Below are 21900 nucleotides of genomic sequence, written 5' to 3' on the forward strand. Positions count from 1 at the left end.
CGGTCAGTGGCTGGTGGTTGGTGCGGTGTCCTGCCTAGGCGGCTGGGCCGGGAGGGACGGTGAGGCCGCATGCAGGATCGCGTGCGTGAGATGGACGGTGCGGGCCGCGCGTTCGGCGGTGCACAGCGGAGCCCGCTCCTCGCGCAGTGCCTCGGCGAGGTCCAGCACGCCCGCGCCGCGGCTGCTGGGCAAGCCGATGACGGTCTGCGGAAGGGCGCTGGCCTCGCGGGAGCCGTAGGGACGGTGGAGTATCTCGCCGTCGTGGAAGTTCGGGTCGGGGAGGACGAGGGTTCCCTTGGTCCCGTGGATCTCCAGGTGGGGTGTGTGGGTGGCGGCGGCGTCGAAGCTGGCGGTGAGAGTGACGGGGACGGAGTCGCCGGTCTCCAGGAGCGCGGCGACGTAGGTGGGAGCGTCGGCGCTGAAGGCTTGTCCCGCGTGGGGGCCGGAGCGGATACGTCGCTCGGCACGTCTGCGGGCGGTGGCGGCGGACACCTGCAGGGGCCCGAGGAGAAAGTCGAGGGCGGAGAGGTAGTAGGGGCCCATGTCGCCCAGTGGGCCCGCGTGTTGGGCGTAGAACACGGCAGGGGAGGGGTGCCAGCGTTCCGGTCCCGTGCTGAGCAGGGTGGCTGCGGCGGAGCGCACGTCGCCGATGAGTCCGTCGCGCAGTGCTGCTGCGGCCGTCTCGAGTGCGGGGCCGAGCAGGGTGTCCGGCGCGACACCCAGCAGCGTCCCCGCCTTCGCGGCCTGGGCGATCAGTGCGGTCGCCGCGCGCGGGTCGGTGGTGACGGGCTTCTCGACCCACACCGCCGGGATGCGGGCGGTGATGGCCTGCTCGGCCAGTTCGGCGTGGGTGCGCGGCGGTGTGAGGATCACGAGCAGGTCGACGCTCTGCGGGTTGAGGAGGGTGTCCACGGGCAGGGCGGCGCAGTCGTGCCGGGCGGCGAACGCCAGTGCCTGCTCGTGGTTCAGGTCGGCGCAGGCAGTGAGGTGGACGCTGGCGTTGGTGTTCAGGGTGGTGGCGTACTCGTCGGCGACCATGCCGCATCCGAGGATTCCGGCACGGACGGGGCGGGCGGTCACCGGATGTCCGCGAGGGTCGTCTCGATGTGGCGGGCCAGGTCCGCTGCCCAGGAGGCCCGGTTGGCCGGTGGCAGCCAGGGGATCTGCACGTCGAGGTAGCGGCGGGCGTCGGTCAGGCTGCGGTCGGGCTGGACCGGCCAGGCTGCGGCTGTGTGCAGGTCGCCGGGGCCTGGCCACCAGCTGCGGTAACCCTCGTGGAAGAGGCTGCCCGCCAGGCGCTCGGCCGCCGTGGGGTCGGACAGGCGAAGGCCGACGAGGGAACCGTTACCGACGGGGTCGGCGCCCTCGGGGACGAGGGTGACACCGGGCAGGCCGTGCAGGGCTTCCAGCACGGGCTGTTGCAGCGCGCGCAGGTCGGCCACGAGGGTCGCCAGGTGGCCGAGCTGGGGAAGGGCGAGTGCGCCGGCCAGTTCGGTCATCCGGGCCTTGGACCGCCAGACGGCGTGCGGGGTGGGCTGTCGGGTGTCGCCTCCTATGGCTCGCATCAGGGCCATGGTGTCGAGGTCGTCTCCGACGATGAGGCCGCCCTCGCCGGTGGCGATGAGCTTGAAGATGTGGGTGGAGAAGGTGGCCAGGGTTCCCCAGCCGCCGGCCGGGCGTCCTTCGACGTCCACGCCCCAGGCCTGGGCGCAGTCCTCGATGAGGGCGATGCCGCGCTCGCGCAGGCGCGCGGCGATCTCGGCGGTGCCGGGTGCGGGGCGGCCGCGCAGGTGGACCAGGACCACGGCCCGCGTCGCGGCGGTGAGCAGCGGCTGGATCTGTTCCCAGGTCGGAGTGAGGGAGTCGGTGGCGGGGGCCACGCGGACGGTGGCCCCGAGCATGTCAGCCGCGGCGCCGATGGAAACCCACCCGAGCTCCGGGATGATCACTTCGTGGCCGGGGCCGACGCCCAGGCCGCGCATGGCCAGGCGCAGCGCGGAGGATCCCGAGTCGACGGCCAGCGCCTGCGCGCGGCCGGTGAGTTCGGCGACGCGGTGTTCGAGGGCGGGCAGGTGCTTGCCGTCGAACGTGGCGATCTCGCCGGACAGTATCCCGCCGCCCACGATCACGTTCTGTTGATCTGCGGTGAGCTGACTGTACTGGTAGAGGGGTGTGGTCAGGGTCGAAATGGGCATGGTGCATCCCTTCGCGTCAGGAGGGTGCGGGGAGAGGAAGGTCAGAGCTGGGTGGCGCCGGGCAGGCGCCCCAGGATGGGGAGGGGCGTGAACGCTTCGGCGTGAGCGGTGCCGATCCGGGCACCCCACAGCCGCGCGAGGTTGTGAGCCATCGGCCCGAAGTGATCTTCAATGGGCTGTGACTGGTGTGCCGCCAGGGCGCGTATCTTCTGCTCGAACGTCGCCGTGATATCGATGATCACCGGGGCGTTGACCGGCCCGTTCAGGGTCAGCGAGTTGTAGCTGTCGCAGGTGTAGAGCCTGCGAGGACTGCCGGTGTGGATGTGAGCCTCGGGCAGGCCCTCCAGGACCGCAGCGGCGACCGCCCGGTGGTCGGGGTGGACGTCGTCCATCGGGTGCGTGATCAGGACGTCGGGCCGGTGCCGGCGTATCAGCCCGTCGATCACGGCGGCGTCCAAGGTCTCGTGGAGTTCGAGGCCGATGCCGAGGACCTTGGCGCTCGCGGCGGCCTCGGCATCGCGTACCGGGTCGTGCGCCCGGACAGCGCCGGTCACCGGGGCGTGCCGGGCATGCAGGGCGAGGGTGCCGCCGGCCCACAGTTCGAGGTCGTCGGGGTGGGCCATGACGGCTAAGACGGATCCGGGCACACTCATCACCACATTCCGAGATTCTCGATGACCTCCGCCGGGCGGGGCAGGGTGGGGCTGGGCTGCCCGGTGGACTGCCAACGGACGGGGACGTCACGCCGCATCTGGCTCAGGTCCCGCCAGCGCAGGACGTCGTCCCACGCCTGAGTGATCGCGACCCCCTTGGTCCCGACGAGCCGCCCCGAGTCGGGCAGCTCGTCCAGGGACAGGCCGCCGGTGAGGAGCTCCGCGGCGGTCTTCGCGCCGATGCCCTTGACGCCCGGCAGGTTGTCCGACTTGTCACCGGTCAGGGCGCGGTAGTCGGGCCATTGCGCAGGGGTGACCCCGTAGCGTTCGAGGACCTCGACGGCGGTGACGATCCGCTTGGAAGCCTTGCGGGAGCGGTTGATGATGCGGACCCGGTCGCCGTCCAGGAGCTGGTAGTAGTCCTGGTCAGCACTCATGATCCGGATCGTGCGGTCCGGGTGGCGGTGGACGAGGGTGGCGACGACGTCGTCGGCCTCGGCGTCGTCGATCTCGACCCAGGCGATGCCGTAGGCGTCGAGCGCTTCCTTCATCGGGGTGAGGAATTGCAGCGGGGCCAGCGCCTCCGGTGTGGACTCGCGGTTGGCCTTGTAGCCGGCGTCGGCGTCCTTACGGTCGGCGCTTCCATGCTCACCGTCCAGGACGACGCACACCTCGGCCGCATCCGTGTCGAGATCGTCCCGGAGGGTCACCCGCAGCAGTGCAAAGAACGCGAACAGGCCCGTGAGGTTGCGCTGCTTGTCGCGAGAGAAGATCGGGGCCGGGAACCCGAAATGCCCGCGCCACAGGACGTTGAACCCGTCGACGAGGAACAGCGGGGCAACTGAGGAGCGAGACGGGGTGGCTACAGCACCCATCACGACACCGCCTTAAGAAATTGCAGGGCGATTCGGTCGGGCCTGTAGTCCTGAGACAGGTGGTACATGGCCTTTGAAGTTCGCCCGTAGGCTACCGGATCGGCGAGGAGCGCATCGGCAACCGCGAGGAGTGTGTTGGCCCCGGAGCGGGCGTGGGGCGTCAACTGGTCAGCTACGTGCGGGTGTTCCATCAGGGCGGGCAGGTTGCCGACCGGGTGGGCGATCACCGGGACGCCGACGCTCATCGCCTCCAGGGCGACCAGGCCGAACGTCTCGCGCAGGGACGGGACGATCACGGCGGACGCTCCGGCCAGCCACGCGGGCACCTCCCGCCAGGGCAGCCCCGATTCTGTCAGCGTGATGCGCGCTCCGGCGTCCGCGAGGGCGCGGCACCTGCCCAGGAGCCGGGCCTGCGAACCGGTGGCCGACTCGAAGCCCGCGGCCGCGACCCTGACCTCCAGCGGGCGGTCCCAGTCGGCTGCGGCTCGCAGCAGCGCTTACTGCGCCACGAAGTGCGAGTGCGGGGCGTAGATGTAGAGGCCGAAGTCGGTGGTCGCCCCGGCCTCCTCCGGGGACGAGGGCAGCGAGCGCAGCAGGACGTCGACCGCCTCAAGACCGTCGAACGGGAGGTAGGTACTGAGCCCTTGGCTGGTGCGGGAGATCCTCGACTTCAGCGCGAGCCGCGCAAGATCGCCGATAACGTCGCGAGCGAACTTCTCGGCGTCGAAGTCCGGGCAGGCCGAGTGCACCTCCTTACCGATCCGGCGGACGCGGTTCTCGCTGAGAGCGTGCTCCTTCTCGGCCATGCGGGAATTCTACTCAGGGTAATCTAAGGGCTGCTGAGGGTTAGATGTAGTCCGTGAGCGCTCCACCGTGCGCTGCAGGCAGCGCCCCAGAGGGTGAGGCGGGTCGCTATCGGGTCATCTCCAGGAACTCCCTGATCACAGGCACCCGCCCGTGCTCCCGAAACTTTGCCCGCAGGTCGGCGAGCGTGTTGTTGCCGCGTGCAGAGCTCACACCGCCCATGTGATCGATTGCCTGGCGCGCTGTGAGGACCGCCTCGTCGAGGTCATTCAGTGCCAGGTATGCCTCAGCGGCACGTGCCTCGTAGATTGCCGCGCCGCGTGGGAACGAGTCTCCGTCGTAGGTCTCGCTCCGACTGGACACCGCTGCTTGTTCGAAGTGGTGCAGGGCCAGTGCGGGTCGGCCAAGGTTCAATGCTGAACTCCCCAGCAGCTGGTGGATTTCTCCCTGGTTGACCCAGTACAGCGAGGACAGATCTTCGTGGAGAGGCACTGCCCTTTCGTAGGCACTCAGTGCGGCATTGGCCGCGCGGTCGGAGGCGCGGGGGTCGGCGGCGCGGGCGTAGGCGCGACAGGCGCGGGCGTGCAGCATGGCGGTCATCCGCGCTGATCCTGTGGCGTACCCATAGGCGTGGGCGGTCTCCACCAGGGACGCCGCGGCTCCTGGCTCGTTGGTCGAGTAGCACTTGATCGCCCAGAAGGCGCACGTGTTTGCCATGACCTCGGGGTCACCCGATTTGAGGGCCAGTTCAGCGGCGGTGGCGAAGTGCTCCTCTGCTGTATCCGGGTCACCGCTGTCGTAGGCGGTCCACCCTGCGGCGCGCTGCGCGTCGGCGGCAACGGCGACAAGCCGGTGCTCGACGGACTCGGTGTAGGACGCCGAGCGCAGGGTGTCGCTGATCATGTTGTACTCGCCGACGGCTCCGGAGTAGACGTGGCCGGAGCCGATGCGGTCGTCGAGGTGGCGCAGTGCGTCGAGGCGCTGTTCATGCAGCGAAGCGAGGCTCGCTCCTACACGTCGGCCAGTCGCGGCGCTCTCCGCTTCTGCGGGCGTGGGCATCTTGAGGGCGGCAGAGACGCCGCTGGCTGCGGACAGGATGAGGAAGCGCCGTCGTTGCACAGGGTCACCGGCCCTTTCTGGGGCGTCGTGCAGGGATGTCGTTGCGTGATGTGCGGACAGGAGCACGTCGGGGACCGCACGTTCGAGCCAGAGAGGCCACCCGAGCCTGATGACATCGTTCGCGGACACGTTGAGGAGGTCGGCGAGAGCCAGTTGCGTGTGTCGGTCTGGCTCCGTGCCCTTCTTCCACCGGTCCAGCTTCTGCCGGTGGGAACCCAGTCCTCCGTAGCCAAGGTTCTTGTGCCGCTCGGCAATGCGCCGCAGGAACGACGCAGCGGTACCTCCGTGGTGCTGAACCAGGTAATCGAGCAGGACCGCAATGTCTCTCAACGCTCGCCTCCGCAGCCGGGCTTGCCGTGCTCACCAGTGTCGCCGGAGGTACGGCCGCACGGGAGAGGGTCGCTGCGCTGGATGACACCGGGATGACAGGAAGGCCACCGGAGATGACGCCTGCGCCCTTCCTGCACGGAGCGGCGGGGGCTTTCCTATGGGGAGGTCAAGCCCGTTGCCTGACTGCACAGTTGCTCAACGCACTCAACGCAGGTCCACCACCACTTCGTTCGCAAGTGCGCTGCCTCACCACGATGGTCTGGCCATAGGGGGAACAGTGCCCACGCCACCGCTCGACCCTGCACAGCGCCGTACGCCAGGATCGACAGGCCCGCTAGTGCCGGACTCCGCGCCGAGCCACGAGGCCGCCTACGTCACGGCCCGGAGGGTCGTGTGCGCCCGGTCGTCCTGGTCCGCGGCGTTTGGAAACCGGGACGCGGAGCTGCTGCAGCGCACGGTCTACGCGTTCGTGCTCGCGCTGAACAGCGGTACGGAGACCCCCGTCGTCGCTCTGCCGGCCACGGGCCAGACGCAGCCGCTCTTGTGGTCTCTGCACATCGAACCGGCGCGTGACCTGCTGGAGCACACGCGTTTCTGGTCGATTCGGCAGCCCCAACGGCCCTCGGGGCAGCTGGGTGAACTGCGCGAGCTGATCGATGCCGGGACCTTTCCCGGATTCAGCTTCGGCGACGGCAGGGGCCCGCAAGGACGCCAGCTGCCGGAAGACCTGCCCTTGCGCTGTGCGGCGGCCATGACGGACGAGGGCGTGGAGTGGGCCCTGTCCGCCCCTCGCGAGCACTCGGACGAAGCCCGGTTGGAGGCGCTCCTTCAGCAGGCGACGACGGTCCTGACCGCCGTCTGTCATGACCCCGCACTGTCTCTGACGGATCTCGCCAGTGCAGTCAGGGCCGCCAGCTTCGACATCAGGGTGATCACTTCTACGAGCATTGCTGACCTCGCCGCCTCGCTGAGCGCGTGGGGCACGACGATCGGCCTGCCGTTGAGGGCGCGCCGCATCGAACCTGAAGAAGCGCACGTCGCCGAGCCTTCGCCGGGCATCCTGGAACCCCAGCGTTGGGGCGCGAATGTGGCCGTGATCGCCCCCGGCCTGGATCTGCCCGCCGGGCCGGAGACCCGGCTGGCCGGGATCAGCAGCGTCGAACTGGCAGGCCGGCTCCCGGACGGGACACCGATCGCAGAGCTCAACGCGAACGAGACGCGCGAGCTGATCGACGAGATCATCGTCCGGGCTCAGTACCTGCGCGCCGGCATCCAGATCCACGACAGCGACGTGATCCTCGACGTCGGCGCGAACATCGGCATCTTCACGCTGTTTGCCGCCTCCCAGGCATCCCAGCTCCAGATCCACGCCTTCGAGCCCGTCCCTGCCGTGGCCGACGTCCTCGAGACGAACATCCGTGCCCACGGGCTGACCGCGCGCGTGGAGCGAGCGGCGCTCGGACGCCACAGCGGCCAGGCGGACTTCACGTACTACCCCCAGTCCTCCCTCCAATCCGGGTTGTACGCCGACCCCGCAGCCGACGAGGAGGTCGTACGCGTCTACGCCCGTCAGCAGACCGACGGGCGCACGGCGATCGCCGCCGCACTGAAGGACCAGGTCGCCGAGGCCCTCGCCCCAGCGATCCACCAGCGCACCGCACAGCCGCAGACGCTGACCGTCCCGGTACGGCGCCTGTCCGAGTGGGTCCGGGAACAGGACATCGACCGGATCAACCTGCTGAAGGTGGACGTCGAGCGCGCCGAGGAGGACGTGCTGCTCGGCATCGACCCGGAACACTGGCCGCTCATCGACCAGGTCGTCGTCGAGGTACACGACATCGCCAGCCGACTGGAACGCATGGTCGCGCTGCTGCGCGCGAACGGATTCCACACCACCGTGGAGCAGGACGCCCTGTTCGCCGGATCCGAGATCCGCATGCTCTACGCCCGGCGCCCCAACCAATCCCGGACAGCAAAGCCATGGGTCACACGGCAGATCGCGACCGCCGCCCACTGGGCCGCATCCTCCACCCTCCCCGTCGTGGTCACCGCTGTGCCCGGCACCGCCGACGGCGACATGGCACAAGCCCGCGCCGAAGCAGCCGCACACGGCCTGGCGTGGGTCGATCCCCCCGCTGACGGTGTACCTCTGGCCTGGGCAGAGACCTTGCTGCGCCGCATAACGGCACCAGACCGGCCGGTGACCAAAGCGCTGGTCGTAGACGCGGACAACACACTGTGGGGCGGGGTCTGCGGCGAGGTTGGCCCCGAACACGTCGACACCAGCGGCCCCTACCGCGAGGTGCAGGAGTTCTTACGCCAGCAGCACCGAGCCGGCCGCGCCCTCGCCTTGTGCTCACGCAACAACCTCGACGACCTGCACGCGGTATTCGCCGCACACCCCGACATGCCGCTGCGCCTGGACGACTTCGTGGCCGTTCAAGCCACCTGGGGCCGCAAATCGGAGGCGGTGACCGTGATCGCCGAGGACCTGGGCTTCGCCACCGAGAGCCTGGTGTTCATCGACGACAGCCCCGCAGAGCGGACCGAGGTCGCCCTGCAGCATCCGGCGATGACCGTCGTAGACATCCCGGCGGATCCCACCGCCATCCCGAAAGCTCTGCGCGCCACCTGGCAGCTGGCCCTCGACGGCACCACCACCGAAGAGGACCGCGCCCGTGCCCGGCTGATCACCCAGGAAGCCGCGCGCCGCGCCGCCGCCGACCGGACTCCCGATCTCGCCGCCTACCTGCGGGAGCTGGACCTGACGGTGGAGATCGCACCAGCGGCCACAGCCGACGTCGACCGGATCTCCCAACTGGCCGCGCGTACCACTCAGTTCAATCTCCTCCTGCGCCGCCACACCCCGGCCACGGTGCGCCAGCTCCTCACTGGGCCGGGCACCGCCCTCACCGTCCGGGTACACGACCGGTTCGGTGACTACGGGCTGGTCGGGTTCGCCTTCGCCGATGCCGATGCCGATGCCGGGATCCTGCGCGTCCGCGACTTCTTCCTCAGCTGCCGGGCCTTGGGCCGCAACGTGGAGTGGCGACTGCTCCAGGTCCTGGGGGAGCAGGCGGCCACCACGGGACTGAGCGCGGTCGAGTTGCGCGCCGCGTCGGGCCCCCGCAACCAGCCGGCCCACGCCTTCGTCCGCACCGCACACACGTACTTCGCCGCGACATCACCTCCTATCGGAGCCCTACTCGACCGGGCGCGTTTGGTGCGCGCGGACTGGCGGGAGATCGAGGCCCCGCGACCGCACCCGCCCCGCCTCCAATCGAGCCGTGCTCACGCTACTGACCGCGGGCACGTTCGCTGGCCCGTGTCCCTCGACGTCGCGCACCGCGCTGCCGCCGTCACCCAGCCAGGAGAACAGGACGCACTCTCGACCGTGTTCGTCGCTCCAGAGACCGCCACCGAGCGCCAGATCACCGTCGTGTGGGAGGAGACCCTCGGTGTCCAGCCCATCGGTGCCTTGGACGACCTGTTTGCCCTGGGCTGCGACTCACTCACCGCGGCGGTGATCTGCGTCCGACTGCACGGGGCCGGCGTACACCTCGCCATCGGGGACCTGCTGCATCAGCCCACCGTTCGGGGCTGCGCCCGCCTGTCGCGCCCCATTGAGCCGGCCCCCGCGGCCCCCGCTGACGTGGGTGAGCAGGCGGTCCCGTCCCTGGGACAGGCGCGGATCTGGGCCGCCGAGCACATCCAGGTGCACGGCAACAGCCAGATCATCCCCACTGCCCACCACATCACCGGGCCCCTAGACACCGGCCGTCTTCGCCATGCGTTTCAGACCGTCGTGGCACGGCATCCGGCGCTGCGCACCGCGCTAGACGGCAGCGACGGACGCCTCCGCTGCCACCTGATGCCGCCCAGCACTTTCAACCTCGAGTTCGGGGACCTCACGGCCCACTCGGCAGCCGGGTGCGACGCGGCGGCCGAGAAGGCCGCGCGCGCATTCTTCGCGGCGCGGTTCGACCTCCAGGCGGGGCCGATGCTGCGGGCTGCCGTGCTCCGCCTGGCGCCCGATGACCACCTCCTCCTGATGGCAGCGCATCACAGCGCCTGCGACGGCTGGTCCATGGACGTTCTGCACCGGGACCTCAGTGCCACCTACGCCGCCCCCGACGCACTGGAGACCGCGACGCCGGCACCGTTCGCGGATTACCAAAGGTCCCTGGCCGACCGCATCGATCGGGGCGACTTCCGCGCGGCCGTCGAGAAGATCCACCACACCCTCGGACCGCTCCCAACCACGCCGGTGGGACCAGTACTCGCGCTCCCGCACGAGACGGTCCCGGCGCCGCATCATGTGCGGTTCGCCCTGGACCTGCCGCTGACCCAACGCGTACGCGCCGCCGCCCAAAGCCGTGCGACCACGCCGTTCCATCTCTACCTGGCCGCCTACCAGCTACTCCTGGCTGCGGCGAGTGACGCCACGACGCTGATCAGCGGCAGCCCCGTGGCCAACCGGCAGGACCCGGCCTACACGGGCACGGTCGGCTTCTTCACGAACCTGGTGCCCATCCGCACCGGCATCGACTGGTCCTCCCACCTCGGCGCCCACCTCACGGCGGCGATCGGCGCCAGCACGCGCGCACTGCGCCATTCCGAGGTGCCGTACGGGCTGCTCACCCAAGCCCACCCGGCCTCGGGCGGCCTGTTCGACAACCTCTTCACGCTGCAGCCGCCTCCGTCCCACCCCCTCACCCTGCATAACTGCCGGGTCACCCCCGTCGAACCCGCACAGTGGCCGCAGCCCTACCCGCTGATGCTCGACCTCCAAGAGCACCCCGAGGGTGCGAGTGCCCTTCTGCGCATCGACGCCCAGACTCACGGGCCCGACCGTGCCGACTGGTTCACCGAGGCCTACCCGCTCGTCCTTCACGCCGTCAGTTCCCGGCCTGGCCTGCCCCTGGACCACCTGCGCGCCGCCCTGCGTCCGCCTCACCCCGCTCCGCCTCAGCTGGCCCGGCGTCTGCCCGACCTGAACGGACAGGAGACCACCCGAGATGTCTGACCTCCACGCCCCCGGGACACTCCCGAGCCGCATGTCCGGGGCCACTCGCCCCGCGCCCGTCCGCACGATCCTGGAGGCCTTCGACGCCCAGGCCGACCGCACCCCGACCGCCCCGGCGGCCGCGGATGACCGCACCCAGGTCAGCTACCGGAATCTTCAGGACACCAGCGCCGCACTGTCCGAGGTCCTGCACGAACGGGGTGTCGCGCCAGGCGACCGAATCGCCGTGTGCACGAGCCGCCGCATCCCGATGCTGACCGCGCTGCTGGCCGCATGGCGCTGCGGCGCCCACTACGTACCTCTCGATCCCACCTGGCCGCCCGCCCGCATCGACGACCTCCTCGCCGATGCCGCACCCCGGCTGCTGATCACCGACGCGGACACCACCGGTCTGCCGACCCCGGCCGGGCTGGCCGAGCTCCGCGCCGACGAGCCGCCCACGGTGACCACTTCAACGGCGGGGCTCTCGTCGCGCACCCGGCTCTCCGGCACTGCCTACCTCATCTACACCTCCGGAACGACCGGCCGGCCCAAGGGCGTTCCGATCACCCACGGCGCGCTGATGCAGTACTTGACCTGGGCCTCCCACCACTACGACACCGCGGGCGGCACCGGGACCCTGGTCCACTCCTCGATCGGCGCCGACCTGACCGTCACCGGCCTGCTGCTGCCGCTCATGACCGGGCAGCGCGTCCATCTCGTGCCGTCCGACGACCCGGTAGACGTGGCCCGGACGCTCAGCGAAGCGCGGGACCTGAGTCCGCTGAAGGTGACCCCCGGCGGACTGAAGCTGCTGACCAAGCTCCTCACCGGCGAGCAACTGGGCCGAGCAGTGCGGCACCTGGTGGTCGGCGGCGAGCAGCTGACCAGCCATGCCCTGTCGGGGTTGGACGTGCCCGGCCTCACGGTGACCAACGAGTACGGGCCGACCGAGGCCACCGTCGGCTGCACCGCCTACACCTTCCGCTGCGGCACACCCGTTCCGGACCCGGTGCCCATCGGTCGGCCGGTGTGGAACACCACCGTGGAACTGCGCACCCCGGACACCAACGAACCCATCCCGCCCGGCGGTACGGGGGAACTCGTCGTGAACGGGCCCCAAGTGGCCGCCGGATACCAGGACCGGCCCCAGGAGACCGCCGCCCGCTTCTCCACCGACACGCGGGGTGAGCACGCCTACCGCACCGGTGACCTCGCCCGGATCCGGCCCGACGGCCACCTGGAGGTGCTCGGCCGGATCGACGACCAGCTGAAGATCCACGGCTACCGCGTGGAACCTGCCGAGATCGAAGCCGTCCTGACCGGTGCCCCGTCCATCGCCGACGCCGCCGTCGTTGCCACCCGCACCAACGCGACCGGGACCCCGGTCCTGAGCGCCTTCCTCGTCCCCGCGACCACGGCACAGAAGGACAGCGTCATCGAGGTGGCCCGGACCCTGTGCGAACGGCAACTGCCCTTCTACGCCCGCCCCGACCACCTGCACGTTCTGGACGCCCTGCCCCTGCAGCCGAGCGGCAAGGTCGACCGCCGCACCCTGGCCCAACCCCCCAATCCGGACCCAGCCCCCGCCGACCGCGGAGGCCTGCCAGACCACGACGATCCGGTCCTGGGCACCCTCGCCCGGCTGTGGACCGACGTCCTGGGCGAGCCGCCGCACAGCAAGGAAGCCAACTTCTTCTCCAGCGGTGGCGACTCCCTCAAAGCCGTCCTCTACGCCAGCGCCGTACAGCGGGCCGGCCTGCGCCTGACCGTTCACGACGTACTGCACCACCGCACCCTCGGCCGGATTGCGGAGGTTCTCACCACCGCCCAGGCCGTCGACGAGGCCCCGGTTGCCGACGGGCCCGTTCCGCTCAGTGCCCTGCAGACCGCCGTCCTCACCAGCCGGCCGGTACCCGGGACCTGGACCCTGCGGTACTTGGCCGCGGCGCCGCACCAGAACGTCGATCCGATCCGGCTGCAGCAGGCGTACGAAACGGTCGTGCGCCGGCATCCGGCGCTGCGCTCCACCTTCTCCTTCGCGGACAGCGGAGGCTGGTCGGCCCGGCTCGCCCCGTTCACCGCGCGCGGCATCCACCTCCTGGACCTGAGTGGGCATCAGGCCGGGGACCACGACAAGGTCGTGGACCGCGGCCTGGCCGAGCGCGAGGGGCACCTCGGCCTGACGAGTCCGCTCGTCGACCTCGTCTTGATCGGCGGTGGGGGCGCGCCCCGGATCGCCTGGATCGTCCACCACCTGGTCGCCGACCTCGTCTCTCTGCAGATCCTCACCCACGATCTGTGGCACGCCTACGACCACCCCGCCTCGCACCCGGCGGCGAGCGACGACGGATACGTCCACTGGCTGAAGTCGGCCCAGCACGTGCCCGAGCTGCCCACCGGGCCGTGGCTCACCGACAGCCCGCGCACCACGGCCTCCCGCCTGGGCCCGGACGTCCGCGACACGCTGATCACGGCACGGAAAGAGTCCTCACGCCGACCGCTCGCGCTCCTGGCCAGTGCGCTGCTCGCCGCCGTCGCCGAGGTCCGGCCGGACCTGCCCGCCGCACTGTGCGTGGAGCTCCACGGGCGTGACCGCGCCGGGCACGACCTCGCCGCCACGGTCGGCTGGCTCACCTCCCTGCACCCCGTGCACGCCGCACGTGCCTTGCTGGCCGACCCGGCCGCCCTAGTCGGCGCGGTGCACACCCAGCTCGAGAACACCTCCCCGACCTCCCCGGCACCGCATGGGGCGTTGGCACCCCTCGCCCTGAACTACCTCGGTGAACTTCCGGAAGGGGCGCTGGAGCTGCCGCCCATCGGAGCGGCTGGGCCGCTCTTCGGGCTGGAAGTCGTCTGCTTTACCCAGCCCGGCGCGCTCCAGATCCGCTGGCGGGCCTGCCCGAGCTGGATGCCCGACGCCACCGTGACCCGCCTTGTCGCGGCCTTCGCCCGCCACGCCGCAGCGCTCCCGTCACCGGGCGCCGGCATTGCCACCGCCCACGAACTGGCCGAGATCACCGCTGCCTTCGGAATCGAGGGACCATGAGTAACACCGCCTTCAGCGCGCTCTACCCCACGACGCCCGCGCAACAGGGCTTCCTGCTGGGTACCCTCACCAGCCCCGACACCGCCGTATTCGTCGAGCAGACCGTCTTCCCGCTGACCGGCCCGCTCGACCTCGCCCGACTGCAGGCCGTGGCCACACAGATGGTCACGGACCACGAGATCCTGCGCACCGCCCTGCTCTGGGACCTCTCTAGTGAGCCGCGGCAAGTCGTCTGCGCCAGCGCCGAGTTACCCATCGAGCAGTGCGACAGCAGCGGCAAGACCGACACCGAGCAGCGCGCTGACCTCGACTTGCTCCTCCACCGCCAGCGGTACACCCCCTTCGAACTGCACCGCCCACCGCTGCTGCGCCTGGCCGTCCAACACCTCGACGCCCGACGCCACCAGCTCGTGTGGAGCCACCACCACGCGATCCTCGACGGCCGCGCCCACCTGCTTCTCGCCACCGAACTCCTGCACCGCTACAACACCCGCTCCTGCCCAGCCCCGCAGCCGCCGTTCGGCCCGTACGCCGACTGGTTGGCCGGACAGCCCCGCGAGCAGCAACAGGCCCACTGGACCAAGCACCTCGACGGATACCCGGGCTGCGCCCCGCTGCCGCGCACACCCCCAGCCCAGAGCGCCGACAGGTTCGCCTCGCACACCCGTGACCTGCCCGACACGCTGGTCGCGGACCTCACCGCCTTCACTCAGGTACACGGCACCACCGCCTCCGCGGCTCTGGTGGCCTGCTGGAGCCTGATCGCCGCCCGCCAGCGCGACCGGGCGGACACAGCGCTCGGCGTCACCGTCTCCGGGCGATCCCGCCCCTACCCGGACGCCGCGACCCTCGCGGGCCCGCTGGCCTCGACCGTGCCCCTACGCTGCCCGCCCGACCCGCACGAGAACGTCGGCGCGTGGATCAGCCGCGTCCACGACGAACTGACCCGCGCCGACCAGCACAGCGGCTGCTCCTCCGCCGACCTGCACACCTGGGGCGGAATTCCCGAAGGACAGAGCCTGTACGACAACGTCATCGCCATCGCCAACTACCCTCACACGCCCGCACACCCGGCCGACGCGGAGGAGGACGGCGGGCTCCTCGTTCTGGATGCTGCGGGAATCCAGGCGTACGGCGGCCGCACCCGCCACGCCCTGACCCTGGTCGTGGAGATGACGACCGGACTGCGACTGCGCCTGGTCAACGACCGCTCCCAGATCAGCGACGAGCAGGCGGGCGCGGCCCTGGACGTGATGTGCGCCCTGCTCGCCCGGCTGAAGCCCAGCACCCAGGACGAGGTCGGCGACCTCGCCACGTACACCGCGGCCCTCGCGCCGTTCCCCGACGCCCCGCCGCAGCCGACGAGCTCCGGCAGTGCGGCGGAGTACGGCCAGGATCCGGCCCTCACCGTCGTCGTCGCCCACTTCACCGCACTGCTGGGCCACCCCGCGGAACCCGACACCGACTTCCTCGCCGCCGGCGGGCACTCCCTGCTGGCGCTGCGCCTGGTCACCCGGCTGCGGACCGCGTTTGCCGTCGACCTCCCCCTCGGCGCCGTCCTCCAGGCGCCCACCCCGCGGGCCCTGGCCCAGCTTCTGCGCAAGCTCGTCCTGGGCGCCACCGGCGCCGAGCCTCCCGGCGCGCTGCCCCCGCTGCCCGCGAGCATGGGCGAGAGCAACGAGCCCTTCGCGCTGACCGGCATCCAGCAGGCCTACTGGGCTGGCCGCCGCGACGACTTCGACCTCGGCGGCGTCGATTCCCACCTGTACGCCGAGGTGGAGATGCCTCACCTCAATGTCGACCGGCTCGCCCGCGTGTGGCGCACCCTGATCGACCGGCATCCCATGCTTCGCGCCGTGATCACGAAGGACGGGCGGCAGCAGATCCTGCCCACCGTGGCTCCGTACGAGATCCGCACCCTGGATCTGCGGCAGAGCGCCGACTGCGGGAATCACCTCGAAGCCGCCCGCACCCGGCTGTCCCACCCGCGCCGCGACACCGCCGCCTGGCCGCTCTTCACGATCGAAGCCGCCCTCCTGCCCGACGGCGTGACCCGGCTGTTCCTGTCCTTCGACCTCCTCATCGGCGACGCCCTGAGCTGGCAGATCCTCTACCGCGAAGCCACCGCCCTCTACCGGGACCCGGACACCGAACTGTCGCCGCTCACCATGACGTTCGCGGACTACGTCGCCCACCAGCACACCGTGACGTCCAGCGACCGCTACGGCCGCGACCGCGCCCACTGGCGCGCCCGCCTGCCCGAGCTGCCCGCACCGGCACCGCTGCCGGTCCTTCCGACCCACCGCGGCGACGACCATCCCCGCTTCCACCGCCTGCAGTCCCTGTGGGCGCCCGAGGAGCTCAGGGCACTGCGGGCCGTGGCCGCCGCCCACGGGACAACGCTGTCCGCGCTCCTGCTTGCCGCATTCAGCGACAGCCTCGGCCGCTTCACCAACACCCGCTCCTTCCTGATCAACGTCACCGTCTACAACCGGCCGCCGATCCACCCGCAGATCAACCAGGTCGTCGGCGACTTCACCTCCACCGTTCTGACGAGCGTGGACCTGTCGGGGGCGACGTTCGCCGAGCGGCTGCGCACGCTGCAGCACCAGCTGTGGGCGGACTTGGACCACAGCACCTACAGCGGCGTCGACGTGCTGCGCGACCTTCGCGGCACCCCCCAGGGGATAGCCGGTGCGCCCGTAGTGTTCACCAGCACCCTCGACATGGAGGTGCCCGGGGAGGACCCTGGCCCGTTCCCCGGCCGGATCGTCCACGGCATCGGACAGACCCCGCAGGTCCTGCTCGACTACCAGACCTACGAGGCCGCCGGCCAGTTGGTGATCAACCTCGACACCCTCGCCCGAGCACTGCCCGAGGGCTTCGTCCAGGCCCTGATGGACGAACACACCGCCGTGCTGCGCACCCTGATCGAGGACCCGGCGGCTTGTGAGCGTCCGCACCTCGTCCTGCCGGCCGCCCCCGTGGAGCTCCCCGGGCCGCTCGGCGGCGGGCAGCTTCTGCACCAGCCCTTCCTGGACCGCGTCCGAGACCACCCCGAACGGGTCGCGCTGCGGTGCGGCGGCCGGACGCTGACCTACGGCGACGTCCACGACCGCGCCCGCGAGGTGGCCGCCCTGATCAGCGCCGCGCCGCCCGACGGTGACTTGATCGCCCTGGCCTGCGACCCCGGGGCGGAACAGGCCATCGCGGCCCTCGGCGTGCTGCTCGCGGGGTACGCCTACGTCCCCATGGACGCCTCCTGGCCCGCCCAGCGCATCGACGACCTTCTGACCCACACCGGCGCACAGCTGGTGCTGACGCACCGCACGGCGGCCGACCGACTCGCCCCGCTGCCCACGCGGGTCATCGTCATCGACGACGGCCACCCGGCTCCGTCCGGGGAGCAGCCCGGCCCGCGGCCCCGTAAGGACACCGACCTCGCGTACGTCATCTTCACGTCCGGTTCGACGGGCCGGCCCAAGGGCGTGATGATCTCCCACCTCGGAGCCCTGAACACCGTGCTCGACATCAGCCGCCGCTACGACGTCGGCGCCTGCGACGTGCTGCTCGGGGCGAGTCCGTTCACATTCGACCTGGCCGTGTACGACCTGTTCGGTGCACTCGCCGCCGGAGCCACCCTCGTATTGCCCAACCGAGAGGAGCGCACCGATCCGGCCGCCTGGGTCCGGCTGATCCGCACCTGCGGCGTCACCGTGTGGAACTCGGTGCCCACCCTGGCGGGGCTGCTGCTCGAGGCCCTGCCCGCCACCCCCGAAGACAGCCTGAAATCAGTTCGGTTGTGGCTGCTCAGCGGCGACTGGATCCCGCTTGCGCTCCCCGGCCAGCTGCGGGACCGCTCGGGGGAGTGCCAGATCATCTCCCTGGGCGGAGCCACGGAGGGCTCCATCTGGTCGATCCTCCACGAGATCGGAGACATCGAGGACGGATGGGCCAGCATCCCCTACGGCGCCTCCATGACCGGCCAGCGCGTCCAGGTCCTCGACGAGAATCTGCTGCCCTGCCCGGTCTGGGCCCCCGGTCAGATCCACATCACCGGCCACGGCACCGCCCTCGGCTACTGGGGCGAACCCGAGCTGACCGAGACCGCGTTCGTCTTCGACGGCCGCACCGGTCAGACCTGGTATCGCACAGGGGACTGGGGACGCCTCCTGCCAGGCGGCACGATCGAGTTCCTCGGCCGCCGCGACGACCAGGTCAAAATCCGCGGCTACCGCGTCGAACTCCGCGAAGTCGAGACCGCCCTGGGAGCTCTGGACGGCGTCGAACAGGCCGCCGTGATCGTCACCGGCGAGCGGACCGACCGGCGCCTGCACTCCGTCGTCGTCTCTACACGCCTGCTGCCCGACCTGCGTGCCGAGCTCGCCCAGCGCCTGCCCGCCCACATGCTCCCGGCCACCCTCACCCAGCGGACGGACCTGCCGCGCACCGCGACCGGCAAGATCGACCGCGCGGAACTCGCGCGCGCCGTCCCCCAGCCCGACCCGACCGCGCCCGCCCCGGAACGCGGGGGAGCGGAGCACACCGGGCCCCTGCAGGACGCGTTGTGCGCGCTGTTGCCCGCCCCCGCAGGCATCGACGACGACCTCCTGGATGCCGGACTGACCAGCATCGACGTCATCCGCATGGCCAACCTCGTCGAGCAGCACACCGGTCTGCGACCGAACCTCACCGAGTTCTACCAGGCCCCCACCCTGCGCACCCTGCTCCAGCACACCGACGGCGACCGCACGGACCATCTCCCCACGGCAGTGACGGACACCTCGCCGTGGACGGCCCTCCCGACGCTCACCGACCCCGAAGAACGGGAGACCTTCCGCTCCGCCCGGCCCGCCTACCCGCCCGCTCCAGCCCACCGGATATTGCCCGCCGCGCCGCCCAGCGCGACATCCCCCCGTGCCCGGCGCTTCACCCCGCGTCGCTTCAGCGACCAGCCCGTGACGGCCGACGCACTGGGACACCTGCTGGAGAGCCTGCGCCGCGACCCGGCCCCCGGGCGCAGCGGCTTCCTGTACCCCTCGGCCGGCGGGCTCTACAGCGTCCAACTCCACCTCTACGCGAACCCCGGACGTGTGGCCGGTCTGGACGGCGGCGTCTACCGCTACCACCCCGACGCTCATGACCTCATCGCACAGGCCACCGGCATCGACCTCGATCCGGCGGCCGTGCACCTGGGCCCGGTCAACCGGCCTGCGGCCATGAGCGCCGCCTTCGCCCTGTTCCTCGTCACCGACCCCACCGACTCCGCGCCCTTGTACGGGCCGGACGCCGAGCCGCTCGCCCTCCTGAACGCCGGATACATGGGGCAGCTGCTGTGCCAGCGGGCCGCCGAGGCCGATCTCGGGCTGTGCCCGGTGCACGGCGTCGACTTCGACCCGGTGCGCTGGCTGCTGCCCGAGGGCGAGCGCCTCGTCCTGCTGCACACCCTGCTCGGCGGCATCCCCGCCGACGGGACCAACGGGACGGAGGAAAGCGCATGACGGCCCGGTCGGTGATCGTGGAGACGGCGCCGCTCTCCCCGGGGCAAGAGCGGCTGATCGCCGATGAGTTCGCGCGCCCCGGCGGGGTCTGGCCCGAGCTCGGTGAGCCGACCCGGTTGCGGCCGATCGACACTGGCGCCGTCCTCATCGACGGCCCGCTGGACACCCGAGCCCTGCAGCGAGCCGTATCCGCGCTGATCATCCGGCAACCCGCCCTGTGTACCCGCCTGCACCGCCTGGCCGACACAACCCCGATCCAGCTCGTCGCCGGCTCCCTGCCCGACCAGGTGCACCACAGCCTCCTGTCCCACGGCACCCATCCGAGCCGGGAGACGCTGCTCGCCCAGAGCCAGCCGCTCCACGTCGACCCGCGCATCGATCCTCTCTTCCGCACCCACCTGATCCGCCTCGGCGAGCACCGGCACGTCCTGCTCCTGCAGATCCACCACTTCGTCAGCGACGGATGGTCGATCGGCATCCTCTACCGCGACCTCGCCGAGCTCTACAACGCCGCCCGCACCGGCCGCCCCGCCGACCTGCCGCCACTGCCGCGCACCTTCGCCGCCGTGAGCCGCGACATGCGCACCGAACGCCGCAGCCCGCAGCTGGGCCGCCAACTCACCTTCTGGCGAGAGCGCCTCCAACATCTTGGCCCGGCCATGGCCTTCACCCGCGAGCCGGTCGAGCAGGACACCGGGCGGCGCCCGGTCAACGTCCAGCGCGTCCACATTCCCGCCCCTGCTGTCCGTGGTCTTCGCGCCAGCGCACGTGGCGGCGCACGCGGCCCGCTCGCCGGCCCGTTCCTCGCCGCGCTCGCCCTGCTCCTTCACCACCAGAGCGCGGCCACCGACATCCGCATCGGAATGATGATCTCCAACCGGGCCCGGCCGGACACCGAGCACCTGATCGGCTACTTCGTCAACACCGCGGTGATCCGGCTCCGACTCCACCCCGAGCTGACCGCCGCCGGGCTGACCGAGGCCGCGAACGAGGCCGTACGCCAGGCTCTTGAGCACCAGGCCCTGCCCATCCAGGACCTCAAGCGGGACCTGCACCAGGGCGCGGCCCCGCTGTATCAGGTCACCCTCGCCCTCAACACCATGCGCACCCACACGCTGACCCTGGACGGAGCGGACTGCCAGGACATCGACATGGAGGAGACCGGCCCGCGGACGGCGCCCACCACCATCGAACAGCGCTGGGTCATCGAGGAGCGGGCCGGGGCCCTGAGCGGCACGCTCACCTACCAGGCCGGCACGTTCACGCCGCCGCAGATCCGCATGGCGCTGGGCCACCTCGACCAGGCCATCGCCGCCGTCACCGCCGGGCACCCCACCGTCGCCGCCATCACCAGCGCCTTCCGTCACCCAGGGGTGAGGACATGACCCCGGGCCACCGCGCACAGACCACGGACCCCGGCCTCACCGCGGTCCTCGACGCGTACGGGCTGACTCCGTCGGGGTTGCGACCGCTACTCGGCGGCATGGAGAACACCCACGCGCTCGCCGAGACCCCTCACGGCCTGGTCGTGATCACCCAGCTCCGCAAGAAGGCCCCGGAGGCCGCCGAGGAGTACGCCCGCTTCCTGCACCGGCTGGAGCAGGCCGACATCCCGGCCCCACGCCTGCGCCGGCACCGTGACGGCGGCTGGGTCACCAGCCATACCGGGCACCCCGTGATCGTGTGCGGCTACATCCCCGGCCGCCACCACGCGGTGCTCCCGCCGCATCTCGTCGAGGACGTCGGCACCGTCCTGGGCCGCACCCACCGCACCGTACCGGCGCCGGACGCGACGCTGACGCCCCACCTTCGGCTGACCAGCTCCGAGGCGGCGCTCCTCGCCAACCTGCCCGACACCCCCTTCGCCCGGTGGGCCCGCGCCACCCACCGAGCCGTCGCCCACGTGACCGCGCAGAGCGAGAGCGAGTCGCTCGTGGCGGTGCACGCCGATGTGTTCCCGGACAACGTCATCGTCACGGGCAGCGGTGGAGTCGTCCTCATCGACTGGGAGGACTGCTCCGCGGACCTTCCGGTCGTCGATGTCGGCATGGCGCTGATCGGCCTGTGCTGCTCCTCCACCGGGTTCTCGGTACGGCGTGCACGCCGCCTGATGCGCGGCTACCGCACCGGAAGCGGCATCGTCCTCGACTCTGCTCTGGTCCGGGACGCCGCGCTGCACGCGGCCGTCCTCGTCGCCCTGCGCCGCTACCAGTGGCGCCAGGAAGGTCATCTGCCCGCCAACTCCTCCCGTTCGCACGCCGTCCTCGCCCGCAGCGCGCGGGACCTGGAGCAGCGCTGGCCGGAGGTCGCCGGGCGTTGAGCCGCCGAATGCGCCGCACCGCAGTCCTCGCCCCGAGCAGAAAGGTGAC

Annotated in this window: 12 protein-coding genes; 5 read left to right on the forward strand and 7 right to left on the reverse strand. The window is 71.1% G+C overall.

Annotated features, from left to right (window positions below; all coding sequences use genetic code 11):
• Positions 1 to 3: 3 nt before the first annotated feature.
• The 7 genes from OG883_RS43275 to OG883_RS43305 form a co-directional block, all read right to left on the reverse strand.
• Positions 4 to 1080, reverse strand: coding sequence for a Gfo/Idh/MocA family protein (locus OG883_RS43275; protein WP_266553791.1), 1077 nt, complete (start codon positions 1078 to 1080; stop codon positions 4 to 6).
• Positions 1077 to 2195, reverse strand: coding sequence for a DegT/DnrJ/EryC1/StrS aminotransferase family protein (locus tag OG883_RS43280; RefSeq protein ID WP_266553793.1), 1119 nt, complete (start codon positions 2193 to 2195; stop codon positions 1077 to 1079). The genes OG883_RS43275 and OG883_RS43280 overlap by 4 nt, the downstream gene beginning before the upstream one ends.
• Positions 2196 to 2236: 41 nt before the next feature.
• On the reverse strand, positions 2237 to 2818 hold the full coding sequence (locus OG883_RS43285; protein WP_266553795.1) for a PIG-L deacetylase family protein: 582 nt from the start codon (positions 2816 to 2818) through the stop codon (positions 2237 to 2239).
• Positions 2819 to 2847: 29 nt separating this feature from the next.
• Complete coding sequence (locus OG883_RS43290) at positions 2848 to 3723, reverse strand: 5'-3' exonuclease H3TH domain-containing protein (RefSeq protein WP_266553797.1); 876 nt, start codon at positions 3721 to 3723, stop codon at positions 2848 to 2850.
• Positions 3723 to 4217 (reverse strand): glycosyltransferase family 4 protein, encoded by a 495-nt coding sequence (locus OG883_RS43295; protein ID WP_323181085.1) that lies wholly within the window; start codon positions 4215 to 4217, stop codon positions 3723 to 3725. Before OG883_RS43295 ends, OG883_RS43290 begins: the two co-directional genes overlap by 1 nt.
• A gap of 3 nt (positions 4218 to 4220) precedes the next feature.
• Positions 4221 to 4529 (reverse strand): hypothetical protein, encoded by a 309-nt coding sequence (locus OG883_RS43300; protein WP_266553799.1) that lies wholly within the window; start codon positions 4527 to 4529, stop codon positions 4221 to 4223.
• A gap of 106 nt (positions 4530 to 4635) precedes the next feature.
• Complete coding sequence (locus OG883_RS43305) at positions 4636 to 5976, reverse strand: transcriptional regulator (RefSeq protein WP_266553801.1); 1341 nt, start codon at positions 5974 to 5976, stop codon at positions 4636 to 4638.
• 337 nt (positions 5977 to 6313) lie between these two features.
• Between OG883_RS43305 and OG883_RS43310 the strand changes: the two genes are divergently transcribed.
• The 5 genes from OG883_RS43310 to OG883_RS43330 are packed head-to-tail and all read left to right on the forward strand — an operon-like array spanning position 6314 to position 21851.
• Positions 6314 to 11002 carry an FkbM family methyltransferase gene (locus OG883_RS43310; protein ID WP_266553803.1) on the forward strand — a complete coding sequence of 1563 codons (4689 nt, stop codon included), beginning with the start codon at positions 6314 to 6316 and terminating at the stop codon, positions 11000 to 11002.
• Positions 10995 to 14030, forward strand: coding sequence for an amino acid adenylation domain-containing protein (locus OG883_RS43315; RefSeq protein ID WP_266553805.1), 3036 nt, complete (start codon positions 10995 to 10997; stop codon positions 14028 to 14030). The genes OG883_RS43310 and OG883_RS43315 overlap by 8 nt, the downstream gene beginning before the upstream one ends.
• Positions 14027 to 19531: a non-ribosomal peptide synthetase gene (locus tag OG883_RS43320; protein ID WP_266553807.1), complete on the forward strand. Its 5505-nt coding sequence runs from the start codon at positions 14027 to 14029 to the stop codon at positions 19529 to 19531. The genes OG883_RS43315 and OG883_RS43320 overlap by 4 nt, the downstream gene beginning before the upstream one ends.
• Positions 19528 to 20916, forward strand: coding sequence for a condensation domain-containing protein (locus tag OG883_RS43325; protein ID WP_266553809.1), 1389 nt, complete (start codon positions 19528 to 19530; stop codon positions 20914 to 20916). Before OG883_RS43320 ends, OG883_RS43325 begins: the two co-directional genes overlap by 4 nt.
• Entirely contained in the window at positions 20913 to 21851 is a 939-nt protein-coding gene (locus OG883_RS43330) for a phosphotransferase enzyme family protein (protein WP_266553811.1), read from the forward strand. The genes OG883_RS43325 and OG883_RS43330 overlap by 4 nt, the downstream gene beginning before the upstream one ends.
• The last annotated feature ends 49 nt before the right edge of the window (positions 21852 to 21900 follow it).

Origin of the sequence: Streptomyces sp. NBC_01142 (genome assembly GCF_026341125.1) — a bacterium.
In the GTDB taxonomy this organism is placed as follows: domain Bacteria; phylum Actinomycetota; class Actinomycetes; order Streptomycetales; family Streptomycetaceae; genus Streptomyces.

Excerpts from the sequence above, each read along its gene's own strand:
- OG883_RS43280 (WP_266553793.1), bottom strand. The coding sequence starts at position 2,195 with ATGCCCATTTCGACCCTGACCACACCCCTCTACCAGTACAGTCAGCTC.
- OG883_RS43285 (WP_266553795.1), bottom strand. The coding sequence starts at position 2,818 with ATGGCCCACCCCGACGACCTCGAACTGTGGGCCGGCGGCACCCTCGCC.
- OG883_RS43290 (WP_266553797.1), bottom strand. The coding sequence starts at position 3,723 with ATGGGTGCTGTAGCCACCCCGTCTCGCTCCTCAGTTGCCCCGCTGTTC.
- OG883_RS43300 (WP_266553799.1), bottom strand. The coding sequence starts at position 4,529 with ATGGCCGAGAAGGAGCACGCTCTCAGCGAGAACCGCGTCCGCCGGATC.
- OG883_RS43315 (WP_266553805.1), top strand. The coding sequence starts at position 10,995 with ATGTCTGACCTCCACGCCCCCGGGACACTCCCGAGCCGCATGTCCGGG.
- OG883_RS43320 (WP_266553807.1), top strand. The coding sequence starts at position 14,027 with ATGAGTAACACCGCCTTCAGCGCGCTCTACCCCACGACGCCCGCGCAA.
- OG883_RS43325 (WP_266553809.1), top strand. The coding sequence starts at position 19,528 with ATGACGGCCCGGTCGGTGATCGTGGAGACGGCGCCGCTCTCCCCGGGG.
- OG883_RS43330 (WP_266553811.1), top strand. The coding sequence starts at position 20,913 with ATGACCCCGGGCCACCGCGCACAGACCACGGACCCCGGCCTCACCGCG.